The sequence below is a fragment of the Hydrogenophaga sp. GW101-3F08 genome, from assembly GCF_059424585.1.
In genome coordinates this window covers 153,679-173,658 of the sequence record NZ_JBWKZP010000009.1, presented here as the reverse complement: position 1 = coordinate 173,658, position 19,980 = coordinate 153,679, and the positions used below count along the sequence as shown (strand labels likewise).

The following is a 19,980-nucleotide window of genomic DNA, read 5'->3' as shown; positions in this document are numbered from 1 at the left end:
CAACCCCGGGGCCTGTTCGCGCTTATACGACAGCACCGGCGTTGGGATCATCGGGATCGCCTTCCTTGCGGGTGCCACCGCCCTTGATCAGGTCCTCGCGCTTGATGCCCAGCCACATCGCGATGGCGGCCGCCACGAACACCGAGGAGTAGATACCAAAGAGAATGCCGATGGTCAGCGCCATCGCAAAGTAGTGCAGCGTCGGGCCACCGAACAGCAACATCGACAGCACCATGATCTGGGTGGAACCGTGCGTGATGATCGTGCGGCTGATGGTGGAGGTGATGGCGTGGTCGATGATCTGGGGCGTCGTCTTCTTGCGGTGGCGGCGAAAGCTCTCGCGGATGCGGTCGAAGATCACCACGGATTCGTTGACGGAATAACCCAGCACCGCCAGCACCGCCGCCAGCACCGCCAGCGAGAACTCCCACTGGAAAAAGGCAAAGAAGCCCAGGATGATGACCACGTCGTGCAGGTTGGCGATGATGGCCGACACGGCGTATTTCCACTCGAAGCGGAACGCCAGGTAGATCATGATCCCGACGATCACCATGCCGAGCGCCTTGAGCCCGTCCTCCACCAGTTCCTGCCCCACCTGTGGCCCCACGAACTCGGAGCGACGCAACGCCACCGCCGGGTTCTGCGCCTTCAGGGCGGCCAGCACGGCCTCGCTCTGCTGCCCTGAGCTCTTGCCCGCCTGCACCGGCAGGCGCAGCAGCACGTCACGGGCGGAGCCGAAGTTCTGCACCGGCACCTCGGCATAACCGAGCGACTCCACCACCTGGCGCACGGCGGCGAGGTCGGCGGGCTGCTCGTAGGCCACTTCCATGACGGTACCCCCGGTGAATTCCACCGACAGGTTCAGGCCCCGGGTCACCAGGAAGATGACGGCAGCGACGAAGGTGATGGCCGAGATCGCGTTGAGCACGATGGCGTGCTTCATGAACGGAATGTCGCGGCGGATGCGGAAGAGTTCCATGGTGCTTTACCTTCAACAAGTCTTCAATCGGCCTTGGCGACGGCGTTGGCGCCATCGGGGCGCCAGACGGTGCCGATGGACACGGTCTTGAGCTTTTTCTGGCGGCCATACCAGAGGTTGACCAGGCCGCGCGAGAAGAACACCGACGAGAACATGCTGGTGAGAATGCCGATGCAGTGCACCACCGCAAAGCCGCGCACCGGGCCGGAGCCGAAGATCAGCAGGGCCACGCCCGCGATCAAGGTGGTGACGTTGGAGTCCAGGATCGTGCCCCAGGCGTGTTCGTAGCCGGCGTTGATGGCCGACTGCGGCGATGAGCCGTTGCGCAGCTCTTCGCGCACCCGCTCGTTGATCAGCACGTTGGAGTCGATCGCCATGCCCAGCGCGAGCGCCATGGCCGCGATGCCCGGCAGCGTCAGTGTGGCCTGCAGCATGGACAACACCGCCACCAGCAGCACCAGGTTGAACGCCAGCGCCAAGCTGGAGAAGACGCCGAACAGCATGTAGTAGACGCACATGAAGACCACGATCACCGCGAAGCCCCACATCACGCTGTTGAAGCCCTTGGCGATGTTTTCGGCGCCCAGGCTCGGGCCGATGGTGCGCTCCTCGATGATCTCCATGGGGGCGGCCAGTGAGCCGGCGCGCAGCAGCAGCGCGGTGTCGCTGGCCTCCACCGTGGTCATCGCGCCCGAAATCTGCACCCGGCCGCCGCCGATTTCGGTGCGGATCACCGGCGCCGTCACCACCTCGCCCTTGCCCTTTTCGAACAGGATGATGGCCATGCGCTTGCCCACGTTGTCGCGCGTGACGTCGCGGAAGATGCGCGAACCCTTGGCGTCGAGCGTCAGGTGCACCGCGGCCTCCTGGGTCTGGCTGTCGAAGCCGGCCTGCGCGTCGGTGAGGTTTTCGCCGCTGAGCAGCACCTCGCGTTTCACGATCACGGCCCGGCCGCTGCGCTCGGGGTAACGCTCGGAGCCGAACGGCACCGCGCCTGTGCCACGCTCGGCGGCCAGGCCTTCGGCGCTTTCGTCGACCAGACGCACCTCCAGGGTGGCGGTGCGGCCCAGGATGTCCTTGGCCTTGGCGGTGTCCTGCACGCCGGGCAGTTGCACCACGATGCGGTCGGCCCCTTGCTGCTGGATCACCGGCTCGGACACGGCCAGTTCGTTGATGCGGTTGTGCAGGGTGGTGATGTTCTGCTTGAGCGCCTGATCCTGCACCAGCAGCGCCGTCGCCGGCTTGAGGGTCGCCACCAGACGGAGCTCACCGCCCTCAGGCAGCTGCACCAGCTGCAGGTCGGGAAACTGGTCCTGGATCACGTTCTGCACCGCCTGCGCCGTGGCTTCATCGCGTGCGCGCAGCTCGATGGTCTGGCCATTGCGGTTGACGCCACCGTGGCGCACGCCCTTTTCGCGCAGCGCGGAGCGCAGGTCGGCGGCCAGCACGTCGGCGCGCCGCTGCAGGGCCGCGGGCATGTCCACCTGCAGCATGAAATGCACACCGCCGCGCAGATCCAGGCCCAGGTACATGGGTACAGCGTTCAGGCCAGCCAGCCAGGCGGGGGTGCGCGGCAGCAGGTTGAGCGCGACCACGTGGCTCGGGCTGGTCGGATCGGGGTTGAGCGCACGCTCCAGCGCATCGCGCGCCTTGATCTGGTCGTCGGTGGACTCGAAGCGGGCCTTGACCGAGTTGCCATCCAGCTGGATCAGCGACGGCGTGAGTCCCTGGGCAGCCAGCGCCTGCTCGACCTGGGTGACCGTGGCCGCGTCCACACGCACCGTGGCCCGCCCCGCCGACACCTGGACGGCCGGCGATTCACCGAAGACGTTGGGCAGGGCATACAGCAAGCCGATCACCAACGCAAAAGCGATGATCAGGTACTTCCAGAGCGGATAACGGTTCATGGCGACAGGCCCTGAGGGCAGAGGTGGCTTCTATCCAGAATGCGGCGGAACCGGCTCCGCCGGGCCGCTCGCATTGCCCCCTTGAGGGGGTGACGCGCCGCGAGTGCGGCGCGGCGCGGGGGTGGTCCTTACTTCTTACTTAATAGTGCCCTTGGGCAGCACCTGCGTCACGGCCGAGCGTTGCATCTGGACTTCAACGCCAGTGGCGAGTTCCACGCTCACGTAGATTTCGCCGATCTTGGACACCTTGCCCAGGAAGCCCCCGGCGGTCACGATCTCGTCGCCCTTGGCCAGGGCCTCAACCATGGCCTTGTGCTCTTTCTGCCGCTTCATCTGGGGGCGGATCATCACGAAATACAGCACCACGAACATCAACACCAGCGGCAGCATGCCCATGATGGTGGATTGGGTGTCGCCGCCGGTGGCGGCCTGGGCGTAAGCGGAAGAAATGAACACGGACGGTCTCCAACAGGTTCAAGAGCACAACAGCGCCAAAGGCCCGGCGGCCCCGTGGGGCGGCGCCAGGCGCTTTGAACTCAACCGGCGATTGTATGTTGCGGGGGTCGCGATCAGGCGGCCTTGGCCACAGAGGCCGTGCGCGGCTGGCGCCATTGCGCCATCAGGCCGCTCCAGCGGCTGCGTGCGGCCGCCAGATGGCGCTCCTTCACATGGCCGAAGCCCTTGATCTGCTCCGGCAGGTTCGCGATCTCCAGCGCCAGCGCGTGGTTGTCGGCGGTCAGGCCCTGCAGCAGTTCGTCCACACAAGCCCGGTACTCGCCGATCAGGGCCCGCTCGGTGCGCCGCTCCTCGGTGCGGCCGAAGATGTCCAGCGCCGTGCCGCGCAGGCCCTTGAACTTCGCCAGCACACGGAACACGGTGAACATGGCCGGGCCGAACTTCTGCTTGATCAGCTCGCCCTTGTCGTTCTTCTTCGCGATCAGCGGCGGCGCCAGGTGCACCTTCAGCTTGAAATCGCCCTCGAACTGGCTGGCGAGCCGGGCGTGGAACGCCGGATCGCTGTGCAGGCGGGCCACCTCGTACTCGTCCTTGTAGGCCATGAGCTTGAAGAGCTGGCGTGCCACGGCCTCGGTGAGCGCGGTCTTGTTGCCCAGCGACGCCTCAGCCGCCCGCACCTTCTCCACGAACCGCTGGTAGTCGGCGGCGTAGGCGGCGTTCTGGTAGCCGGTGAGGAACGCCACGCGTCGCGCGACCAGGCTGTCCACCGTCTCGCGCTTCTTGAACTGGATCACCTGCGAGCCCGCGCCCGCCGGCACCAGCAGCGCGGCCAGCGCCTTCGGATCGTGCGCGGCGCGGCGGCCCCATTCGAAGGCGGTCTTGTTCTTCTCCACCTGCACCGCGTTGAGCTCGATGGCGCGCATCAGCGCGTCATGACCCAGCGGCACCCAGCCACGCTGCCAGGCGTAGCCCAGCATCATGGGGTTGGTGTAGATGCTGTCGCCCATCAGCGTCGTGGACGCGGTCTCGGCGTCGAACACACCCACCTGGTCCGCGCCCAGGCTGTGGGTCAGCGCGTCCACGCAGGCCTGCGCCGGGTTCTGCCAGTCCGGGTGGGTCACAAAGGCGGCCGTGGGCGTGGCGTGGGCGTTGAGCGCCACGTGGCTGCGGCCCGCGCGCAGGCGCTGCCAGGTTTCCTTGTGCGCCGCGACGATGGGGTCGCAGCCGATCACGAGGTCGGCCGAGGCGGCCGACACGCGCGTGGTGCGGATCGCGTCCTGGTGCGCACCGATCAGCACGTGGCTCCAGGTGGCGCCGCCTTTTTGCGCCAGGCCCGCCGCGTCCTGCGTGACGATGCCCTTGCCTTCGATGTGCGCCGCCATGCCCAGCAACTGGCCGATGGTGATGACCCCGGTGCCGCCCACGCCCGCGACGATGATGCCCCAGGCCTCGGCGTCGAGCGCGGGCAGGGCCGGTTGCGGCACCACGCCGCCGGTCCACTCCAGGCCGCCGGTTTTCTTGTCCTTCTTGCGCAGCTGGCCGCCTTCCACGGTGATGAAGCTCGGGCAGAAGCCCTTGACGCAGGAGAAGTCCTTGTTGCAGCTGCTCTGGTTGATGGTGCGCTTGCGACCGAACTCGGTCTCCAGCGGCTCGACCGACAGGCAGTTGCTCTGCACGCTGCAGTCGCCACAGCCCTCGCACACCAGCTCGTTGATCACCACGCGCTCGGCCGGGTCCACCAGGGTGCCGCGCTTGCGGCGGCGGCGCTTCTCGGTGGCGCAGGTCTGGTCGTAGATGATGACCGTGGTGCCCTTGATCTCGCGGAACTCGCGCTGCACCGCGTCCAGCGAGTCGCGGTGCTGGATGGCGATGCCGCTGGGCAGGCCGCTCACGCTGGCGTACTTCTCGGGCTCGTCGGTCACGATGGTGATCTTGGCCGCGCCCTCGGCGCGCATGCTCTGCGCGATCTGCACCACGCTGTGGCCCTCGGGGCGTTCGCCCACCTGCTGGCCACCGGTCATGGCCACGGCGTCGTTGTACAAAATCTTGTAGGTGATGTTCACGCCCGAGGCGATGCTCTGGCGGATCGCCAGGATGCCGCTGTGGAAGTAGGTGCCGTCGCCCAGGTTGGCGAACATGTGCTGCTCGTTCACGAACGGCTGCTGGCCGACCCAGGGCACACCCTCACCGCCCATCTGGGTGAAGCCCACGGTGGCGCGGTCCATCCAGATCGTCATGAAATGGCAGCCGATGCCGGCCATCGCGCGCGAGCCTTCGGGCACGCGGGTGCTGGTGTTGTGCGGGCAGCCCGAGCAGAACCAGGGCTGGCGCTCGGCGCCTTCCACACCCTTGGTCAGCAGGGTCTGCAGGGACTGCTCCTGCGCGGTGTAAATGGCGAGCTGCGCGTCGATGCGCGCCTGCACGTCCTCGGGCAGGCCCAGCTTGCGCAGGCGGCGCGCCACGGCGCGCGCGATGATGGCCGGTGACAGGTCGGCGTTGGCGCGCAGCAGGGTGTGGGCGCTCGGGTTGGGCATGCTCCATTCGCCGCCGCTGAAGTCGCCTTCGACCTCGTCGAACTTGCCCAGCACGTTGGGCCGCACGTCGCCGCGCCAGTTGTAGAGCTCTTCCTTGAGCTGGTATTCGATGACCTGGCGTTTCTCTTCCACCACCAGGATCTCGCGCAGGCCGGTGGCGAACTCGCGCGTGGTCTGCGCTTCCAGCGGCCAGACCACGTTGACCTTGTGCAGGCGCAGACCGATGCGGCGGCAGGTGGCGTCGTCCAGGCCCAGGTCCAGCAGCGCCTGGCGCGTGTCGTTGAAGGCCTTGCCGCTGGCGATGATGCCGAAGCGGTCGTTCGGGCCGGCGATCACGTTGTGGTTCAGCTTGTTGGCGCGGATGTAGGCCAGCGCGGCGTACCACTTGTAGTCAAACAGGCGCGCTTCCTGCTCCAGCGCGGCGTCGGGCCAGCGGATGTGCACGCCGCCGGGCGGCATGTCGAACTCGGGGATCACGATCTCGACCCGCTCGGGGTCGATCATCGCCGTGGCGCTGGATTCGACGATCTCCTGGATCGTCTTCATGCCGGCCCAGACGCCGCTGAAACGGCTCATGGCGATGGCGTGTTGCCCCAGGTCCAGGATGTCCTGCACGCTGGTCGGGAAGAACACCGGCAGGCCACAGGCCTTGAAGATGTGGTCGCTCTGGTGCGCGGCGGTCGAGCTCTTGGCCACGTGGTCGTCGCCAGCCACCGCGATCACGCCGCCCCAAGGTGTGGTGCCGGCCATGTTGGCGTGCTTGAACACGTCGGAGCAGCGGTCCACCCCCGGGCCCTTGCCGTACCAGATGCCGAACACACCATCAAACTTGTTGCTGCCGGGCGGCGCAAAGCCCAGCTGCTGCGTGCCCCAGAGCGCGGTGGCCGCCAGCTCTTCGTTCACGCCCGGCTGGAACACGATGTTCTGTGCCTTCAGGTAGGGCGCGGCCTTCTGCAAGGCCTGGTCGTAACCGCCGAGCGGCGAACCGCGGTAACCGCTGATGAAACCCGCTGTGTTCTTGCCCTGCAGCGCGTCGCGCTGGCGCTGCAGCATGGGCAGCTTGACCAGCGCCTGCACGCCACTCATGAAGGCGCGGCCGTGGTCCAGGGAATATTTGTCGTCGAGCGTGACGGTTTCGAGCGCGCGGCGGATGTGCTCGGGCAGTGGGGCGTTCATCTTGTTGTCTCCTGCGTGGGTGGAAAGCCACCTTGTGGGCGGCATCTGACTGGAGAAACGGCCGGGTCGGCCGCATCCAGTGTGCCGCACAGTGTATGACCCGGGCGCTGACAGGTGTTTGCTTTTCATGCCCAGATTTACCACCAAAAGGAAAGATTCTTCCTGAATAATGCGGCCGATGGAAACACTCGACAAGTTTGATCTCGCCATCCTGAGCGAACTGCAAACCGATGGTCGCCTGACCAACGCCGAACTCGCCAACCGCGTGGGTCTGTCGGCAGCACCCTGCTGGCGGCGCGTGCGCGCGCTCGAAGAGCAGGGCTTCATCCGCGGCTACCGGGCCGAACTCGACCGCGAAAAAATGGGGCTGGGCGTGCTCGCCTTCGTGCGGCTCGATGCCGAGCGCAACAGCGGCGACGTGCTGCGCCAGATGGAGTCGGCCATCCAGGGCATCCCCGAAATCGTGTCCTGCCACTACATCAGCGGCTCGGGCACCTTCGAGCTGCAGGTGGTCTGCCCCGACCTCAACCACTTCAGCCGCTTCGCGCGCGAGGTGTTGATCAACCTGCCCAACGTGAAAGACCTGCACACCAGCTTCTCGCTCGGCGAGGTCAAATCCGCCGGTGCACTTCCGTTGTCACACCTGTTACCCAAAAGTTCTGGCACGGCACGTCCCCCGAAAACTTGAGCCCTTTTTGCGACCACCCGTCCGCAAACTTCGACCGCCGGGGGAATAAATGGCCGTAAGTGCTTGGAAATTGTGACTTTTGCCCGGAAACGGGCTTGCAACCATATGTGTCCTTCCGTACCATCGGCCCCACTATAAAAGTGACCAAAGTATTCAAAGTGCTGCGGCCACACCGGTTTCCCATCCTTGAAGGTAACGTCGTGAAAAACTCCCTGCTCCTCAAGTCCGCCCTGGCGCTGGCCATGGCGGCGCCTCTCATGGCTTCGGCCGAATCCCAACTGGTGACCGGTGCCGGCACCGCCACCGCCCGCCTGGACCTGCGCGTCGTGATTCCGCGCGTGCTGTTCCTGGGTGTGGGCGCCGGCGCCGCCACCCCGCTGGCCAGCAACGGCAGCATCAACACCCTGACGTTCGACTACTCCACCAACCCGCTGGACGTCGGTACCGGCGCGGCGGCCGCGTCCATCTCGAACGACGGCCCCCTGCCCGGCGGCAATGCCGTCCCGGTGCGCGTGTTCGGCAACGATGGCCAGATCACCATCACCGCCACCAACCCGGCCAACCTGACCAGCGGCGCCGACACCATTCCCTTCACCGAGCTGTCGGTGTCCACCACGAATGCGGCCCTGCCTGCGCCCGGTTTCAATGGTGGCACCAGCCTGCCCACGCTGGCCGGCCGTGTCACCAACCAGACCGCCAACTGGGCATACAGCTACGCCAACGCCACCACGCCGGCGTTTGGTACCTACACGGGCCGAGTGACCTACACCGCCACGATGCCTTGAGGACGCAGGTCCTGCGTCGCCGACACCGGTGAGCGCCCGCGCCACCGGTCAAACCACGGAGGGCCTGCACACCGCAGCCCTCCGTTGTCTTTTGGGCCGCCACCGGTCCGCCCCCCGGAACCGCCCGGGCGGCCGGCGATCACAACGACACCATGAACCAGCTCTTGCGCCCGCACACCCCCAGACGGCTCGCCGCCGCCTGCCTGGCGCTGCTGTGTGGCGCGCACATGGCGGCGGCGCACGCCTGGTCGCTGACCCTCGCGGCGGCCTCGCGCCGCGTGTTCCTGCATGTGGGCAACGGCACCTACGACAACACCAACGGCACCATCAACCTGGTGCAGGTCACGGTGCCCACGGCGCAGCTGGGCAACGGCACCGCGCTGGCCATGACCAGCAACAGCACCCAGGCCACCAGCCTGTACGGCGACAACTACGCCACCTGCCCCACGCCCGCCAGCCAGGTGATGGTGGGCGCCTCGTACCGGCGCAGCAATGCGGGCAACGGCCCCGCGAGCGCCACGCTGAGCGTGACCTCCCCGGCCAGCCTGACCACCACCGGCGGTGACACCATCCCCATCTCGCAGGTCAGCTGGACCGTGTCCGCCCCGGGCAGCGGCGTGCCCAACGTGATCCCCGCCGGCACCTTCAACGGCGGCACCCAGACCCTGGCGACCGTGCCCGCCAACCGCTACATCGAGAACTGCCACACCTTCAGCTACGCCAACAGCGCGGTGCGCGCGGCGGGCACCTACAACGGCAGGGTGACCTACACCCTGAGCAGCCCATGACGCTGGCGCGCCCTCTGCTGCTCGCGCTGCTGGGCGGGCTGCTGGCCGGCCCGGCGCTGGCCAACCCGCACCGGCTGGACGACTCGCAGAGCCACACCGTGCCGCCCAACGTGCAGATGCAGTGGCGGCCGGTGGCCAAGAGCCGGTCCGACGTGGGTGGCATGGAGGCCTGGCTGATGGTGAACGTGCGCATCGACACGCACGACTGGATCGGGCGCAGCGGCCGTGTCTACATGGTGTTGCCGCGCGACGAGACCTCCACCATCGAGGCGGTGTGGACCACGCGGGGGCGCCTGCTGGGTGGGCGCCTGGTGTCGGGCGAGCGCGCGCTGGTGTACGCGGGCCAGATCCCCGGCGCCACGCTGCAGGACCAGTTCCAGGTGCGCCTGCGCTCGGGCGCGGACTGGCAGAGCAACACCCGGCGCCTGAATTTCCACTTCGAGTTCGATGCCGACTGAGCCTTGTGTCCCCATGCATTCCCTGATGTTCCGCTTTCAACGCTTTGAGGCCCTGCTGCTGGGCTGCCTGCTGTGGGCCGCCGCCCCCTCCTTTGCCACCGCCCAGGGCTTTGCCGCGTACATCACGCCGCCCCGGTTCGACGTCAAGATCGCGCCCGGCCAGAGCCTGCGCCAGGTGTTCGAGATCCAGCACGTGGGCCAGCTCAAAGGGGGCTACCGCCTCTACACCAACGACTGGACCTACCAGCCGGACAACACCGTCATCTTCAGCGACGAGCTCGCGCCCGACAGCTGCCGCCCCTGGGTCGCGGTCGAACGGCGTGAGCTCACGCTGGAGCCCGGCGCGCGCTACCGCTTCCGGTTCGAAATCACCCCCCCGCCGGGCACGCCGGCGCGCGAATGCCGGTTCGCCATCATGGTCGAGGGCGTGGACCCGGCCAAGAGCAGCGTGGACGTGGGCGGGCGCATCGGCGTCATCGTCTATGCCGCCATTGGCGGCGCCGAGCCCGTGCTTGAGCTTGCCGCCACCCGCGTGGCCATGGTCGGCGGCAAACCGGTCGCGATGCTGGACATCCGCAACCGCGGCAACGCCCACGGCCGTCTGGAGGGCTTCGTCAACGCCACGGACGCCACCGGCCGCCGCCTGGAAATGACCCCCACCGACATGCCCATCCTGCCCGGCGAAACGCGTGGCGTGGCGCTCGGGCCGGTGATCGACGAGGGCCAGCCCGTGCCCGAGATCCGCTTCCCGCTGGCCGTCAAGGGCAGCCTGGAATGGGGCAAGAACCGTCTTCCGCTGGACGCGAGTTTTGCTCCATGAGCCTGGCGCCCCGGCCAGGCGGCTTGCTGCTGGCGACCCTGATGGGTGCACTGGGCCCGGCACAGGCGCAGACGCCCCCGGCCGCGGCAGCGCCCGCCGCGGCCCCGGCCGCCGCTTCGCCGGCCCCGGCCTATGTCGACCGCGTCATCGAAGGCCTGCAGCCCGAGACGCTGGACGAGGACGCCGGCTACGACTACGACCGCGCCGGATGGCCGCGCTTCCTCAAGCTGGAAACCCGGCTGGGCACCCAGCCCTTTGACGAAAGCCAGCGCACCCGGCTCGGCTACAGCATTTACGGCCTGCTGGAGACCCCCAACCACGGCACCCTGTCGCTGGACGGCAGCTTCACGCCCAGCGACCGCCAGGGCACCCTCACCCTGCGCCAGCGCGGCATGCCGCTCACCGGCGGCTGGCTGGCCAACCACGAGCTTGGCATCATCAGCACGCCCGCGCCCGCCATCACCCGGCTGCCCTCGCGCGTGTTCGTGCCCACCTCGATCCTGCAAGGTGCGGGCGGCGAGTGGGAAAACCCGGGCCAGGGCCTGCAGCTGCAGGCCGCCACCGGGGTGCCCGGGCAGCTGCAGATCCAGCCGGCCTCCGGGTTCGAGCGGCTGGCGGGGCGGCGCACCGCCCTGGGCGCCCAGTGGCGGCCCGGCGCGGACGGCGCCAGCGACCCGCTCGGCGAATCGCGCGACGGCTGGACGCTGGCCTTGCAGCACGAGAGTGCGCAGGGCGTGACCCCCGTGGGCTCGTCCAGCCCGACCGCCCCCCGGCTCGACGCCCATGCCACCCTGGTCGCAGCCCGCCACGAGGGCGAGCGACACCGCCTGCAGGCCAAGGCCATGAGCAGCGGCGTCAACGATGCGCGCGGCACGCTCGCCGGCTACTGGCTCGACGGCGAGTGGGACGACGGCCCCCGGCGTTACGGCGCGGGCCTGTACCGGCTCGATCCCGGGCTGAACTGGGCCAACCTGCCCATGGCCAACGACGTCACCGGCGCCCACCTGAGCACCCACTGGCGCACCCGCCAGTGGTCGGCCGAGGGCTCGGTCGACTGGCTGCGCTCGGTCAGCGGCCGCAGTTCCGCCGGCTACTACGCCACCTCCAGCGCCCGCTGGCGCCTGAGCCGCGACAGCAACCTGGGCGTCGGCATGGCCCTGCGCGACTACGCCGGCCGGGCCTGGAGCAGCTACGGCGACTACCGCTGGCAGAACGGCTGGGGCACCAGCGGCCTGCGCCTGGAGCTCGAAGGCGGCGCCAACCAGGGCTCGTCCCGGCTGCTGAGCTATGACCAGGACTGGGCGGTGCCCCAGGGCTGGACGGTCTCCACCAGTCTGGGCGTGGGCCACGCCGGCGCCGATGCCAGCACCGGCCAGCCCGCCGAAAGCCTGTGGTCCAGCGCGGTCAGCTTCTCGGCCCCCGTGACCTCGCGCGCCAGCCTGCACGGCAGCCTCAACACCGAACACGCCAGCGCCAGCGCGAGCCGCAACAGCCTGAACCTGGGCGCCAGCTGGCGCATCGACACCCGCTGGAGCCTGGAAGGCAACGCCATCCGCTCCACCGGGCGCAGCCGCACGCGCAACTCGATCGACCCGCTGGCGCCGCCGCAGACCGCGGTCAACACCAGCGCCTACCGCTCGTTCCACGCCGTGCTGCGCTACGAGCTGCAGGCTGGCAGCCGCAGCGTGCCCATGGGCGGCAAACCCTCGGACGGGGGCGGGCGCATCGAAGGCACGGTGTATTTCGACGCCAACCGCAGCGGCACCCAGGAAGCCAGCGAGACCGGGGTGCCCGGCGCCACGGTCTACCTGGACAACCGCTACGCCGTGCGCACCGACACCCAGGGCCGCTTCGAATTTCCCTTCGTCGCCAGCGGCCCGCGTACCGTGACCGTGCGCAACGACAGCCTGCCCCTGCCCTGGGGCGTGGTCGACGAGGGCCAGGCCAAGGTGGACGTGCGGCTGCGCGAAACCACCCGGCTCAGCCTGCCGGTGCAGCGCAACGACAACTGAGCGGCTGAGCGTCTTTCACTCACGCCCGCCCGGCCGCCGATCACCATCAAGTTGGGCCACCAGCCGCCGATACAGGGGGCATGTCCGCGCCCCTTCGCCCCTTGCTGCCGCCGTTGCTGGCCGCGCTCGGCCTGCTGTTCAGTCCGGCCGCCAGCATGGGCGAGAGCGCGAGCACATCGGGCGCCCTGAGCGCCAGCGCCACGCTGGACATCCGCATCGTCGTCCCGCCGGTGATCCGCGTGCTGGAAAACAACCATCCGCAGCAGCTCGACACCTCCGCCAGCGGCGAGGCCAGCGCCGAGCAACGCCTGGTGGTGCTGTCCACCATGAAGCGGGGTTTCTGCGTCTTGCTGCGGCGCTCCACGCCCCAACTCGGCACATGGGAGCTGCAGACCGCCCCACAAAGCGGCATCCAGCTCAGCCCGACGGCCGACGGCTACCGCCTCTGTGGCACCCGTCCGGGGCGTTACACCGTGCTGTTGCAACACCGATTTGCTAGCAACAACGCCAGCGCCACCGCGCTGAGCTGGCCCGTACAGACCGATATCTCGGCCATCTGAGCCCCCGCTTCGTGGCCGCTCGTCCACGAAAACGGGTTTCGGGATGTAAACCCCACATCCGCAACCGTGCCCCCGTTACATGGGCCCAGGGGGGTGGTGCGCCAATTTGTTCTGTACTTATCGCCCGACGCGCGCCAACGCGACCTTGGCGGGGGTGGCGCTGGTGACAACCGACGCGCTGGCCGTCCAGATGAACGGTTTGGGTCTTTGATCGTGATGTTCGATGTACAGCGCAATGGCCTGCCGAAGTTCGGCCACGCGGGTGAAGCTGTCGCGTCTGATGCGGTGCTCGAAGATATCGCGGAGAAAACGCTTGACCATGTTCAACCACGAGGTGTTGGCGGGGGTTGAGTGCACGACCACGCGCGGGTGTTCGGCCAGCCAGGCCTGGACCTCGGGGTACTCGGGGCTGGCGTCGTTGTCGACGATCAGGTGCAACTTCAGGTGCTTGGGCGTCTTGCGATCGATCAGGCGCAGGAACCTGAGCCACTCCTCGTGGCGATGCCGGTCCTGGCACATCGAGATCACCGTTCCGTCCAGCGTGTTGAGCGCGGCAAACAGCGTTGTCGTGCCATTGCGCTTGTGGTCGTGGGTCATGGTGCCGGCGCGTCCGGGCTCGCTGCGGTGCAGCATCTGGAGCTGGCTCTTTTCGCCACAGCTGAGCACCAGCGCATGCTCGCGCGGGTTCATGTAGAGCCCCACGACATCGACCAGTTCGTCCTCGAAGCGAGGCGGCGTGCGTGAGACCTTGGTGTCCTGCAGGTGCGGCTGGATTCCATTGCGCTGCCACACCCGGCGGATGGTCGTGGCGCTCAGGCCCAGATGGGCCGCCAAGGTGCGTGTGCTCCAGTGCGTGGTCTGCGCCCGTGGCTTGTGCAGCGTCGTGTTCAGGATGTGCGACTCCACCTCGGGCGTCACGCTCGGTGTGCGTCCCGGGCGCGAGGCGTCCTGCAGCAAGGCCTGGAGGCCGCCTTCCATGAAGCGCCTCCGCCACAACGCCACTTGCCGCCGGTCGAGCTTGACCTCGTTGGCGATGTCCTTGTTCTGCCAGCCTTGCGCCGCCAGCAAGACGATGCTGGCGCGTTGCTGCACGCGCGCCTCGACCCGCCGTCCCTTGGACAGCGTGCGCAACCCACGCTCGGTCTGCGCATCCAGCTCAATCGCCTCGGCCACTCGCATCGCGTCAACCTCCTGAAGCGCTGAAGTCTGCCAGAGACCATAAGTTCATTCAATTACGGCGCACCGCACCAGCGCTCCCCCGGCAGCACATGAAACCAGATTTCGATACATCGCAATCCTTGTTGAAGGAACTCAAAGCTCGTTACATGCGGCTTTTGTGCGTGCCCTAACAATGAAAAAGACGAGCGCAGGGTTGCATGCCTGCGCAGAACCCAACGAACCCAGGATGTCCATGTATGCCGTGCTTTTGCCACCTGACGCCCCAGCGCGCCATGCGAGTGCATACCATGCACCCGCATGGGGCCCGCCCATTGGCCAACCCCATCCGCAGCGAGCGTTGACATGGCCCGCGCACGCACCCATCCACAAGAGACGCTAGAGAGGCACGCGCCGGCCGAAGGCGGCCCGGGCACCGTCGTCCCTCTCTACAACGAACACGACCTGGCCCGCAGCCTGGCCCCCTGGGCCAACCTCGCCCGGCGCCAGCAGGAGGTGAAAGTCTGGCTGGTGTTCACCGACCTGGCCGTGCTCGCGTTCTGCTTCATCGCCGGGCGGCTGCCCGCGTGGCTTCGCGACGAAATGAGCCTCTCGCAGGCCATGAACGTCTGGTGGGCCGCCAATGGCCACCTGCGCATCACGCTGTTCGCCGCCGTTGCCCTGACCATGGTCAGCTGGATGTGGACCGTGCAGGGCCACTACACGGCCCACCGCCGAAAGCCCTGGTGGGACGAAGCGCGCCAGATGATCCAGGTCATCGTGCTCGCGGCGCTGCTCGACGCCATGGTCATGTACCTCGCCAAGTGGCCGCTCTCTCGCCTGTGGACCGGCGCCACCTGGGGCCTCGTGCTCGTCTGCCTGCCACTGGCGCGCCTGGCCGTGCGCACCGGCTTGCTGCGCGCCGGCCTGCTGACCCAGCCCTACGTGCTCATCGGCCACCCCGACGACGTTGAAAAAGCCGCCGCCGCCCTGGCCAGCGAGCCGCTGCTGGGCTACCGGCCCGTGGCCGTGGTCTGCCCCGATCCCGGCGCGCGCCTGGTCAACCTCGGGGGAGGCCAGATGGCCGCGCCCACCGCGCTCACCCCGGGCGTGCGCGCGTTCCTCGCCCGGCCCGGGCCCCACCAGCTGGTGGGCGTGCTCGGCATCCGCGACAACAACTGGCTGCGCGAACTGGCGCAGGAGCTCATGCTCACCCGCGACGACCTGGTCATGGTGCCCGCGCTCGGCGGCCTGCCCATCTACGGCATGGAGGTCTCGCACTTCTTCAGCCACGAAGTGCTGCTGCTGCGCGCCCGCAACAACCTCAACCGCCGCGGCCCGCAAGTGCTCAAACGCGCGCTCGACATCGTGGGCGCCGCCGCCCTGCTGGTGCTGCTCGCGCCGCTGTTTGCCTGGGTCGCGTGGCGCATCAAGCGCGACGACGCCGGCCCCGTGTTCTTCGTGCAAAAGCGCGTGGGGGTGGACGGCCAGCTGTTCGACTTCATCAAGTTCCGCAGCATGGTGATGGACGCCGACGGCGCCCTGGAGCGCTGGAAAACCGAAAACGAAAAGCTCTACGTGCAGTACCTGGCCAGCAACTTCAAGCTCGCCAACGACCCGCGCATCACCCCCATCGGCCACCTCATCCGCCGCACCAGCATCGACGAGCTGCCCCAGCTCATCAACGTGCTCAAGGGCGACATGAGCCTGGTCGGCCCGCGCCCGCTGCTGGCCCGCGAGCTGGGCGAGTACGGCAAGAGCATCGCCGCCTACGGCAAGGCCCGCCCCGGCATCACCGGCCTGTGGCAGATCAGCGGGCGCAGCGCCAGCACCTTCCAGCACCGCATCAACATGGACCTCTGGTACGTGCGCAACTGGTCGCTCTGGTACGACCTCGTGATCATGCTGCGCACCGTGCGCGTGGTGCTCAGGCAAGAAGGCGCCTGCTGACTCCCACCTGAGCTTGTTGTCCCACCGCGCCGCCCGCATGCCCTCCACAGACAACGCGGGCGGCCCACCCATCCCCTATCCATGCTGCACCGCACCATCATCACCCCTGTCATCCTCTGCGGCGGCGCCGGCACCCGGCTCTGGCCGCTGAGCCGCAAGAGCCTGCCCAAGCAGTTCGTGCCCCTGATCGGCGGCAAGAGCCTGCTGCAGCTCACGCTGGAGCGCGTGCGCCCGCTCGGCCCCAACCTCATGGTCGTCACCGCCGAAGGCCACCGCTTCATGGTGGCCGACGCGCTGCAAAGATCGCCTGGTGCGGCCCAGGTGATCCTGGAGCCCGTGGCGCGCAACACCGCCGCCGCCATGGCGCTCGCGGCCCTGCTGTCGGCGCAGAACGGCGAGCCCGAGGCCCTGCTGCTCTTCTGCCCGTCCGACCACCACATCCCCGACGCCGTGGCCTTCGTCAGCACCGTCGAGCAAGGCGTGCCCGCGGCCGAAAGCGGCGCCATCGTCACCTTCGGCATCGTGCCGAGCTCCCCGAGCACCGCCTATGGCTACATCGAGCACGGTGCCTCCCGGGCCGGCCAGACCCTGGCGGTCGAGCGCTTCATCGAAAAGCCCAACGCCGACAAGGCCCTGCAGCTGCTGCTGAGCGGCCAGGTCCTGTGGAACGCGGGCATCTTTCTGTGCCGCGCCAGCGCCCTTCTGCAAGCCCTGCAGCAACACGCGCCGGACATCCTGGCCAGTTGCCGCGAAGCCCTGCCCGCGCCGGTCGATCCGGCCACCGCCGAACCCGGCACGCACTGGGTGGCACCGCTGCCCGGCGCCTTCGCCGCCTGCCGCTCGCAGAGCATCGACTACGCCGTCATGGAACACCATGCCCATGTGGCGGTGGTGCCCTACACCGGCGCCTGGAGCGATGTCGGCAGCTGGAACGCCGTGGCCGAACTCACGCCCGCCGACGCCGAAGGCAACCGCGTCCAGGGCCAGGGCTTCGTCCCGCTCTCGCGCGACACCTACATCCACGCGCCCCACCGCCCGGTGGTCGCGCTCGGCACCCAGAACCTGTTCATCATCGACACGCCCGATGCCCTGCTGGTGGCCCACCGCGACTGCGCCGAACAGGTGAAGGACGTGGTGGCCCAGCTGGAGAGCCTGGAGTGCGCGCAGGCCGTGATCCACCGCAAGGTGGCCCGCCCCTGGGGCTGGTACGACAGCATCGACATCGGCGAGCGCTTCCAGGTCAAGCGCATCGGCGTCAAGCCCGGCGCCGCGCTCAGCCTGCAAAAGCACCACCACCGCGCCGAACACTGGATCGTCGTCAAGGGCACGGCCGAAGTCACCCGCGGCCGCGAGACCTTCCTGCTGTCGGAAAACCAGTCCACCTACATCCCCATCGGCGAGCTGCACCGCCTGCGCAACCCCGGCAAGCTGGAGCTGGAAATGATCGAAGTGCAGTCCGGCAGCTACCTCGGGGAAGACGACATCGTCCGCCTCGAAGACACCTACGGCCGTGTGCCGGCCACCCAGTGACCCCCTCTCTCCCTCCCACTCTGAAAGGTTCGTCATGAGCGCTTATCCCAAAATCTACATCGCCGGGCACCGCGGCCTGGTGGGCTCCGCCATCGTGCGCCAACTCGTGGCCAACGGCCATCCGCTGGACCGCATCGTCGGCCGCACCCGCGACGAGCTCAACCTGACGGACCAGGCGGCCGTGCGCGCCTTCTTTGCCCGCGAGAAGCCCGACCAGGTCTATCTCGCGGCGGCCAAGGTCGGCGGCATCTACGCCAACAACACCTACCCGGCCGAGTTCATCTACGACAACCTCATGGTGCAGGCCAACGTGGTGGACGCCGCGTTCCTCAATGGGGTGCGCAAGCTGCTGTTCCTGGGCTCCAGCTGCATCTACCCCAAGCTCGCGCCGCAGCCCATGGCCGAGGGCGCGCTGATGCAAGGCCCGCTGGAGCCCACCAACGAGCCCTACGCCATGGCCAAGATCGCCGGCATCAAGCTCTGCGAGAGCTACAACCGCCAATACGGCGCCAGTCACGGCGTGGACTACCGCAGCGTCATGCCGACCAACCTGTACGGCCCGGGCGACAACTACCACCCCGAAAACAGCCACGTGATCCCCGCGCTGATCCGCCGCTTCCACGAAGCCAAGGAAGAGGGCGCGCCCCAGGTCCGCATCTGGGGCACCGGCACGCCGCGGCGCGAGTTCCTGTACGTGGACGACATGGCCGCCGCCTGCGTGCATGTGATGGAGCTGCCCAAGAGCGCGTACGACGCCTGCACCTCCCCCATGCAAAGCCACATCAACGTCGGCTTCGGTGAGGACGTGACCATCGCCGAGCTGGCCCGCCGCGTGGGCGAAGCCGTGGGCTACGAAGGCGAGATCGTGTTCGACACCAGCAAGCCCGACGGCACGCCGCGCAAGCTGCTGGACAGCGACAAGCTGCTCGGCATGGGCTGGACACCGCGCGTGGACCTGCGCAAAGGCCTGGCCCGCGCCTACGCCGACTTCCAGAAACGCCACGTTGCCGTCGCCGTTGCCGCATGACCAAGAACCCAACCACCCCCCACACGCCCAAAGTCGCCCTCATCACCGGCGTGACCGGGCAGGACGGCTCCTACCTGGCCGAGCTGCTGCTCGAAAAGGGCTACACCGTGCACGGCATCAAGCGCCGCAGCAGCCAGTTCAACACCCAGCGCGTGGACCACATCTACCAGGACCCGCACATCGACAACGCGCGCTTCCACCTGCACCACGGCGACCTGAGCGACAGCAGCAACCTGATCCGCATCGTGCAGGAAACCCAGCCCGACGAGATCTACAACCTGGGCGCGCAAAGCCATGTGGCCGTGAGCTTCGACAGCCCCGAATACACCGCCGACGTGGACGCCCTGGGCACGCTGCGCCTGCTCGAAGCCATCCGCATCCTCGGGCTGGAGAAAAAGACCCGCTTCTACCAGGCCAGCACCTCCGAGTTGTATGGCCTGGTGCAGGAGATCCCGCAGACGGAAACCACCCCCTTCTACCCCCGCAGCCCCTACGCCGTGGCCAAGCTCTACGCGTACTGGATCGTGGTGAACTACCGCGAGGCCTACGGCCTGTACGCCTGCAACGGCATCCTGTTCAACCACGAAAGCCCGCGCCGCGGCGAAACCTTCGTCACCCGCAAGATCACGCGCGGCCTGGCCCACATCGCCCAGGGTCTGGAGGACTGCCTGTACATGGGCAACCTCGATTCGCTGCGCGACTGGGGCCACGCCAAAGACTACGTGCGCATGCAATGGATGATGCTGCAGCAGGAGCGGCCGCAGGACTTCGTCATCGCCACCGGCGTGCAGTACAGCGTGCGCCAGTTCATCGACATGGCCGCCCGGGAACTCGGCGTCACCCTGCGCTTTGAAGGCGAAGGCGTCAACGAACAGGCCATCGTGCAGAAGGTGGAAGGCGACAAGGCCCCGGCGCTCAAGCCCGGCGACGTGCTCGTGAAGGTGGACCCGCGCTACTTCCGCCCCACCGAAGTGGAAACCCTGCTGGGTGACCCGTCCAAAGCCAAGACCGAGCTGGGCTGGGTGCCGCAGATCGCACTGCGGGAGATGGTGACGGAGATGGTGGCCGCCGATCTGGCCGACGCCCAGCGCCACGCCCTGCTCAAGACCCATGGCTACGCCACCGCCATGGCCGCCGAACACTGAACCACCGCCC

General features: G+C 68.0%; 16 protein-coding genes. 11 read left to right on the top strand and 5 right to left on the bottom strand.

Translation table 11 applies throughout. The features are described from left to right. Positions 1–22: 22 nt before the first annotated feature. The 4 genes from secF to AC07YZ_RS20630 all read right to left on the bottom strand — a co-directional run bounded on the left by secF (position 23) and on the right by AC07YZ_RS20630 (position 7,052). Positions 23–979: a protein translocase subunit SecF gene (gene secF, locus AC07YZ_RS20645; RefSeq protein WP_226490413.1), complete on the bottom strand. Its 957-nt coding sequence runs from the start codon at positions 977–979 to the stop codon at positions 23–25. A gap of 23 nt (positions 980–1,002) precedes the next feature. Continuing rightward, positions 1,003–2,886 carry a protein translocase subunit SecD gene (gene secD / locus AC07YZ_RS20640; RefSeq protein WP_494796138.1) on the bottom strand — a complete coding sequence of 628 codons (1,884 nt, stop codon included), beginning with the start codon at positions 2,884–2,886 and terminating at the stop codon, positions 1,003–1,005. A 135-nt stretch (positions 2,887–3,021) separates the two neighbouring features. Beyond that, positions 3,022–3,342, bottom strand: coding sequence for a preprotein translocase subunit YajC (gene yajC, locus AC07YZ_RS20635; protein ID WP_494796137.1), 321 nt, complete (start codon positions 3,340–3,342; stop codon positions 3,022–3,024). 113 nt (positions 3,343–3,455) lie between these two features. Continuing rightward, positions 3,456–7,052: an indolepyruvate ferredoxin oxidoreductase family protein gene (locus AC07YZ_RS20630; protein ID WP_494796136.1), complete on the bottom strand. Its 3,597-nt coding sequence runs from the start codon at positions 7,050–7,052 to the stop codon at positions 3,456–3,458. Positions 7,053–7,230: 178 nt separating this feature from the next. On the opposite strand from AC07YZ_RS20630, the gene AC07YZ_RS20625 reads away from it, so the two are divergent. The 7 genes from AC07YZ_RS20625 to AC07YZ_RS20595 all read left to right on the top strand — a co-directional run bounded on the left by AC07YZ_RS20625 (position 7,231) and on the right by AC07YZ_RS20595 (position 13,163). Beyond that, positions 7,231–7,740 (top strand): Lrp/AsnC family transcriptional regulator, encoded by a 510-nt coding sequence (locus AC07YZ_RS20625; protein ID WP_226490417.1) that lies wholly within the window; start codon positions 7,231–7,233, stop codon positions 7,738–7,740. Positions 7,741–7,940: 200 nt separating this feature from the next. Next, positions 7,941–8,525, top strand: coding sequence for a hypothetical protein (locus AC07YZ_RS20620; protein ID WP_226490418.1), 585 nt, complete (start codon positions 7,941–7,943; stop codon positions 8,523–8,525). Between the two features lie 152 nt (positions 8,526–8,677). After that, on the top strand, positions 8,678–9,313 hold the full coding sequence (locus AC07YZ_RS20615) for a hypothetical protein (RefSeq protein ID WP_226490419.1): 636 nt from the start codon (positions 8,678–8,680) through the stop codon (positions 9,311–9,313). Continuing rightward, the gene (locus tag AC07YZ_RS20610) at positions 9,310–9,771 is read left to right on the top strand and encodes a hypothetical protein (protein WP_494796135.1); all 462 of its coding nucleotides are present in this window, start codon (positions 9,310–9,312) and stop codon (positions 9,769–9,771) included. Before AC07YZ_RS20615 ends, AC07YZ_RS20610 begins: the two co-directional genes overlap by 4 nt. A 25-nt stretch (positions 9,772–9,796) precedes the next feature. Continuing rightward, positions 9,797–10,591, top strand: coding sequence for a COG1470 family protein (locus AC07YZ_RS20605; RefSeq protein ID WP_494796134.1), 795 nt, complete (start codon positions 9,797–9,799; stop codon positions 10,589–10,591). Further along, positions 10,588–12,603 carry a carboxypeptidase-like regulatory domain-containing protein gene (locus AC07YZ_RS20600; RefSeq protein WP_494796133.1) on the top strand — a complete coding sequence of 672 codons (2,016 nt, stop codon included), beginning with the start codon at positions 10,588–10,590 and terminating at the stop codon, positions 12,601–12,603. The genes AC07YZ_RS20605 and AC07YZ_RS20600 overlap by 4 nt, the downstream gene beginning before the upstream one ends. A gap of 80 nt (positions 12,604–12,683) precedes the next feature. Next, complete coding sequence (locus AC07YZ_RS20595) at positions 12,684–13,163, top strand: hypothetical protein (RefSeq protein ID WP_226490423.1); 480 nt, start codon at positions 12,684–12,686, stop codon at positions 13,161–13,163. A 117-nt stretch (positions 13,164–13,280) separates the two neighbouring features. On the opposite strand, the gene AC07YZ_RS20590 is transcribed toward AC07YZ_RS20595, so the two are convergent. Beyond that, the gene (locus tag AC07YZ_RS20590) at positions 13,281–14,342 is read right to left on the bottom strand and encodes an IS630 family transposase (protein WP_494796132.1); all 1,062 of its coding nucleotides are present in this window, start codon (positions 14,340–14,342) and stop codon (positions 13,281–13,283) included. 342 nt (positions 14,343–14,684) lie between these two features. On the opposite strand from AC07YZ_RS20590, the gene wbaP reads away from it, so the two are divergent. The 4 genes from wbaP to gmd all read left to right on the top strand — a co-directional run bounded on the left by wbaP (position 14,685) and on the right by gmd (position 19,970). Continuing rightward, positions 14,685–16,268: an undecaprenyl-phosphate galactose phosphotransferase WbaP gene (gene wbaP / locus AC07YZ_RS20585; RefSeq protein WP_494796131.1), complete on the top strand. Its 1,584-nt coding sequence runs from the start codon at positions 14,685–14,687 to the stop codon at positions 16,266–16,268. 81 nt (positions 16,269–16,349) lie between these two features. After that, a complete protein-coding gene (locus tag AC07YZ_RS20580; RefSeq protein ID WP_494796130.1) occupies positions 16,350–17,798 on the top strand; it encodes a mannose-1-phosphate guanylyltransferase/mannose-6-phosphate isomerase in 1,449 nt (482 codons plus the stop codon). A 34-nt stretch (positions 17,799–17,832) separates the two neighbouring features. Further along, positions 17,833–18,825, top strand: a complete 993-nt coding sequence (gene fcl, locus AC07YZ_RS20575) for a GDP-L-fucose synthase (RefSeq protein ID WP_494796129.1) — start codon at positions 17,833–17,835, stop codon at positions 18,823–18,825. Further along, entirely contained in the window at positions 18,822–19,970 is a 1,149-nt protein-coding gene (gene gmd / locus AC07YZ_RS20570) for a GDP-mannose 4,6-dehydratase (protein ID WP_494796128.1), read from the top strand. Before fcl ends, gmd begins: the two co-directional genes overlap by 4 nt. The last annotated feature ends 10 nt before the right edge of the window (positions 19,971–19,980 follow it).

Excerpts from the sequence above, each read along its gene's own strand:
- gmd (WP_494796128.1), top strand. The coding sequence starts at position 18,822 with ATGACCAAGAACCCAACCACCCCCCACACGCCCAAAGTCGCCCTCATC.
- AC07YZ_RS20580 (WP_494796130.1), top strand. The coding sequence starts at position 16,350 with ATGCTGCACCGCACCATCATCACCCCTGTCATCCTCTGCGGCGGCGCC.
- AC07YZ_RS20590 (WP_494796132.1), bottom strand. The coding sequence starts at position 14,342 with ATGCGAGTGGCCGAGGCGATTGAGCTGGATGCGCAGACCGAGCGTGGG.
- secD (WP_494796138.1), bottom strand. The coding sequence starts at position 2,886 with ATGAACCGTTATCCGCTCTGGAAGTACCTGATCATCGCTTTTGCGTTG.
- AC07YZ_RS20615 (WP_226490419.1), top strand. The coding sequence starts at position 8,678 with ATGAACCAGCTCTTGCGCCCGCACACCCCCAGACGGCTCGCCGCCGCC.
- wbaP (WP_494796131.1), top strand. The coding sequence starts at position 14,685 with ATGGCCCGCGCACGCACCCATCCACAAGAGACGCTAGAGAGGCACGCG.
- AC07YZ_RS20605 (WP_494796134.1), top strand. The coding sequence starts at position 9,797 with ATGTTCCGCTTTCAACGCTTTGAGGCCCTGCTGCTGGGCTGCCTGCTG.
- fcl (WP_494796129.1), top strand. The coding sequence starts at position 17,833 with ATGAGCGCTTATCCCAAAATCTACATCGCCGGGCACCGCGGCCTGGTG.
- secF (WP_226490413.1), bottom strand. The coding sequence starts at position 979 with ATGGAACTCTTCCGCATCCGCCGCGACATTCCGTTCATGAAGCACGCC.
- AC07YZ_RS20595 (WP_226490423.1), top strand. The coding sequence starts at position 12,684 with ATGTCCGCGCCCCTTCGCCCCTTGCTGCCGCCGTTGCTGGCCGCGCTC.
- AC07YZ_RS20630 (WP_494796136.1), bottom strand. The coding sequence starts at position 7,052 with ATGAACGCCCCACTGCCCGAGCACATCCGCCGCGCGCTCGAAACCGTC.
- AC07YZ_RS20600 (WP_494796133.1), top strand. The coding sequence starts at position 10,588 with ATGAGCCTGGCGCCCCGGCCAGGCGGCTTGCTGCTGGCGACCCTGATG.
- AC07YZ_RS20625 (WP_226490417.1), top strand. The coding sequence starts at position 7,231 with ATGGAAACACTCGACAAGTTTGATCTCGCCATCCTGAGCGAACTGCAA.
- AC07YZ_RS20610 (WP_494796135.1), top strand. The coding sequence starts at position 9,310 with ATGACGCTGGCGCGCCCTCTGCTGCTCGCGCTGCTGGGCGGGCTGCTG.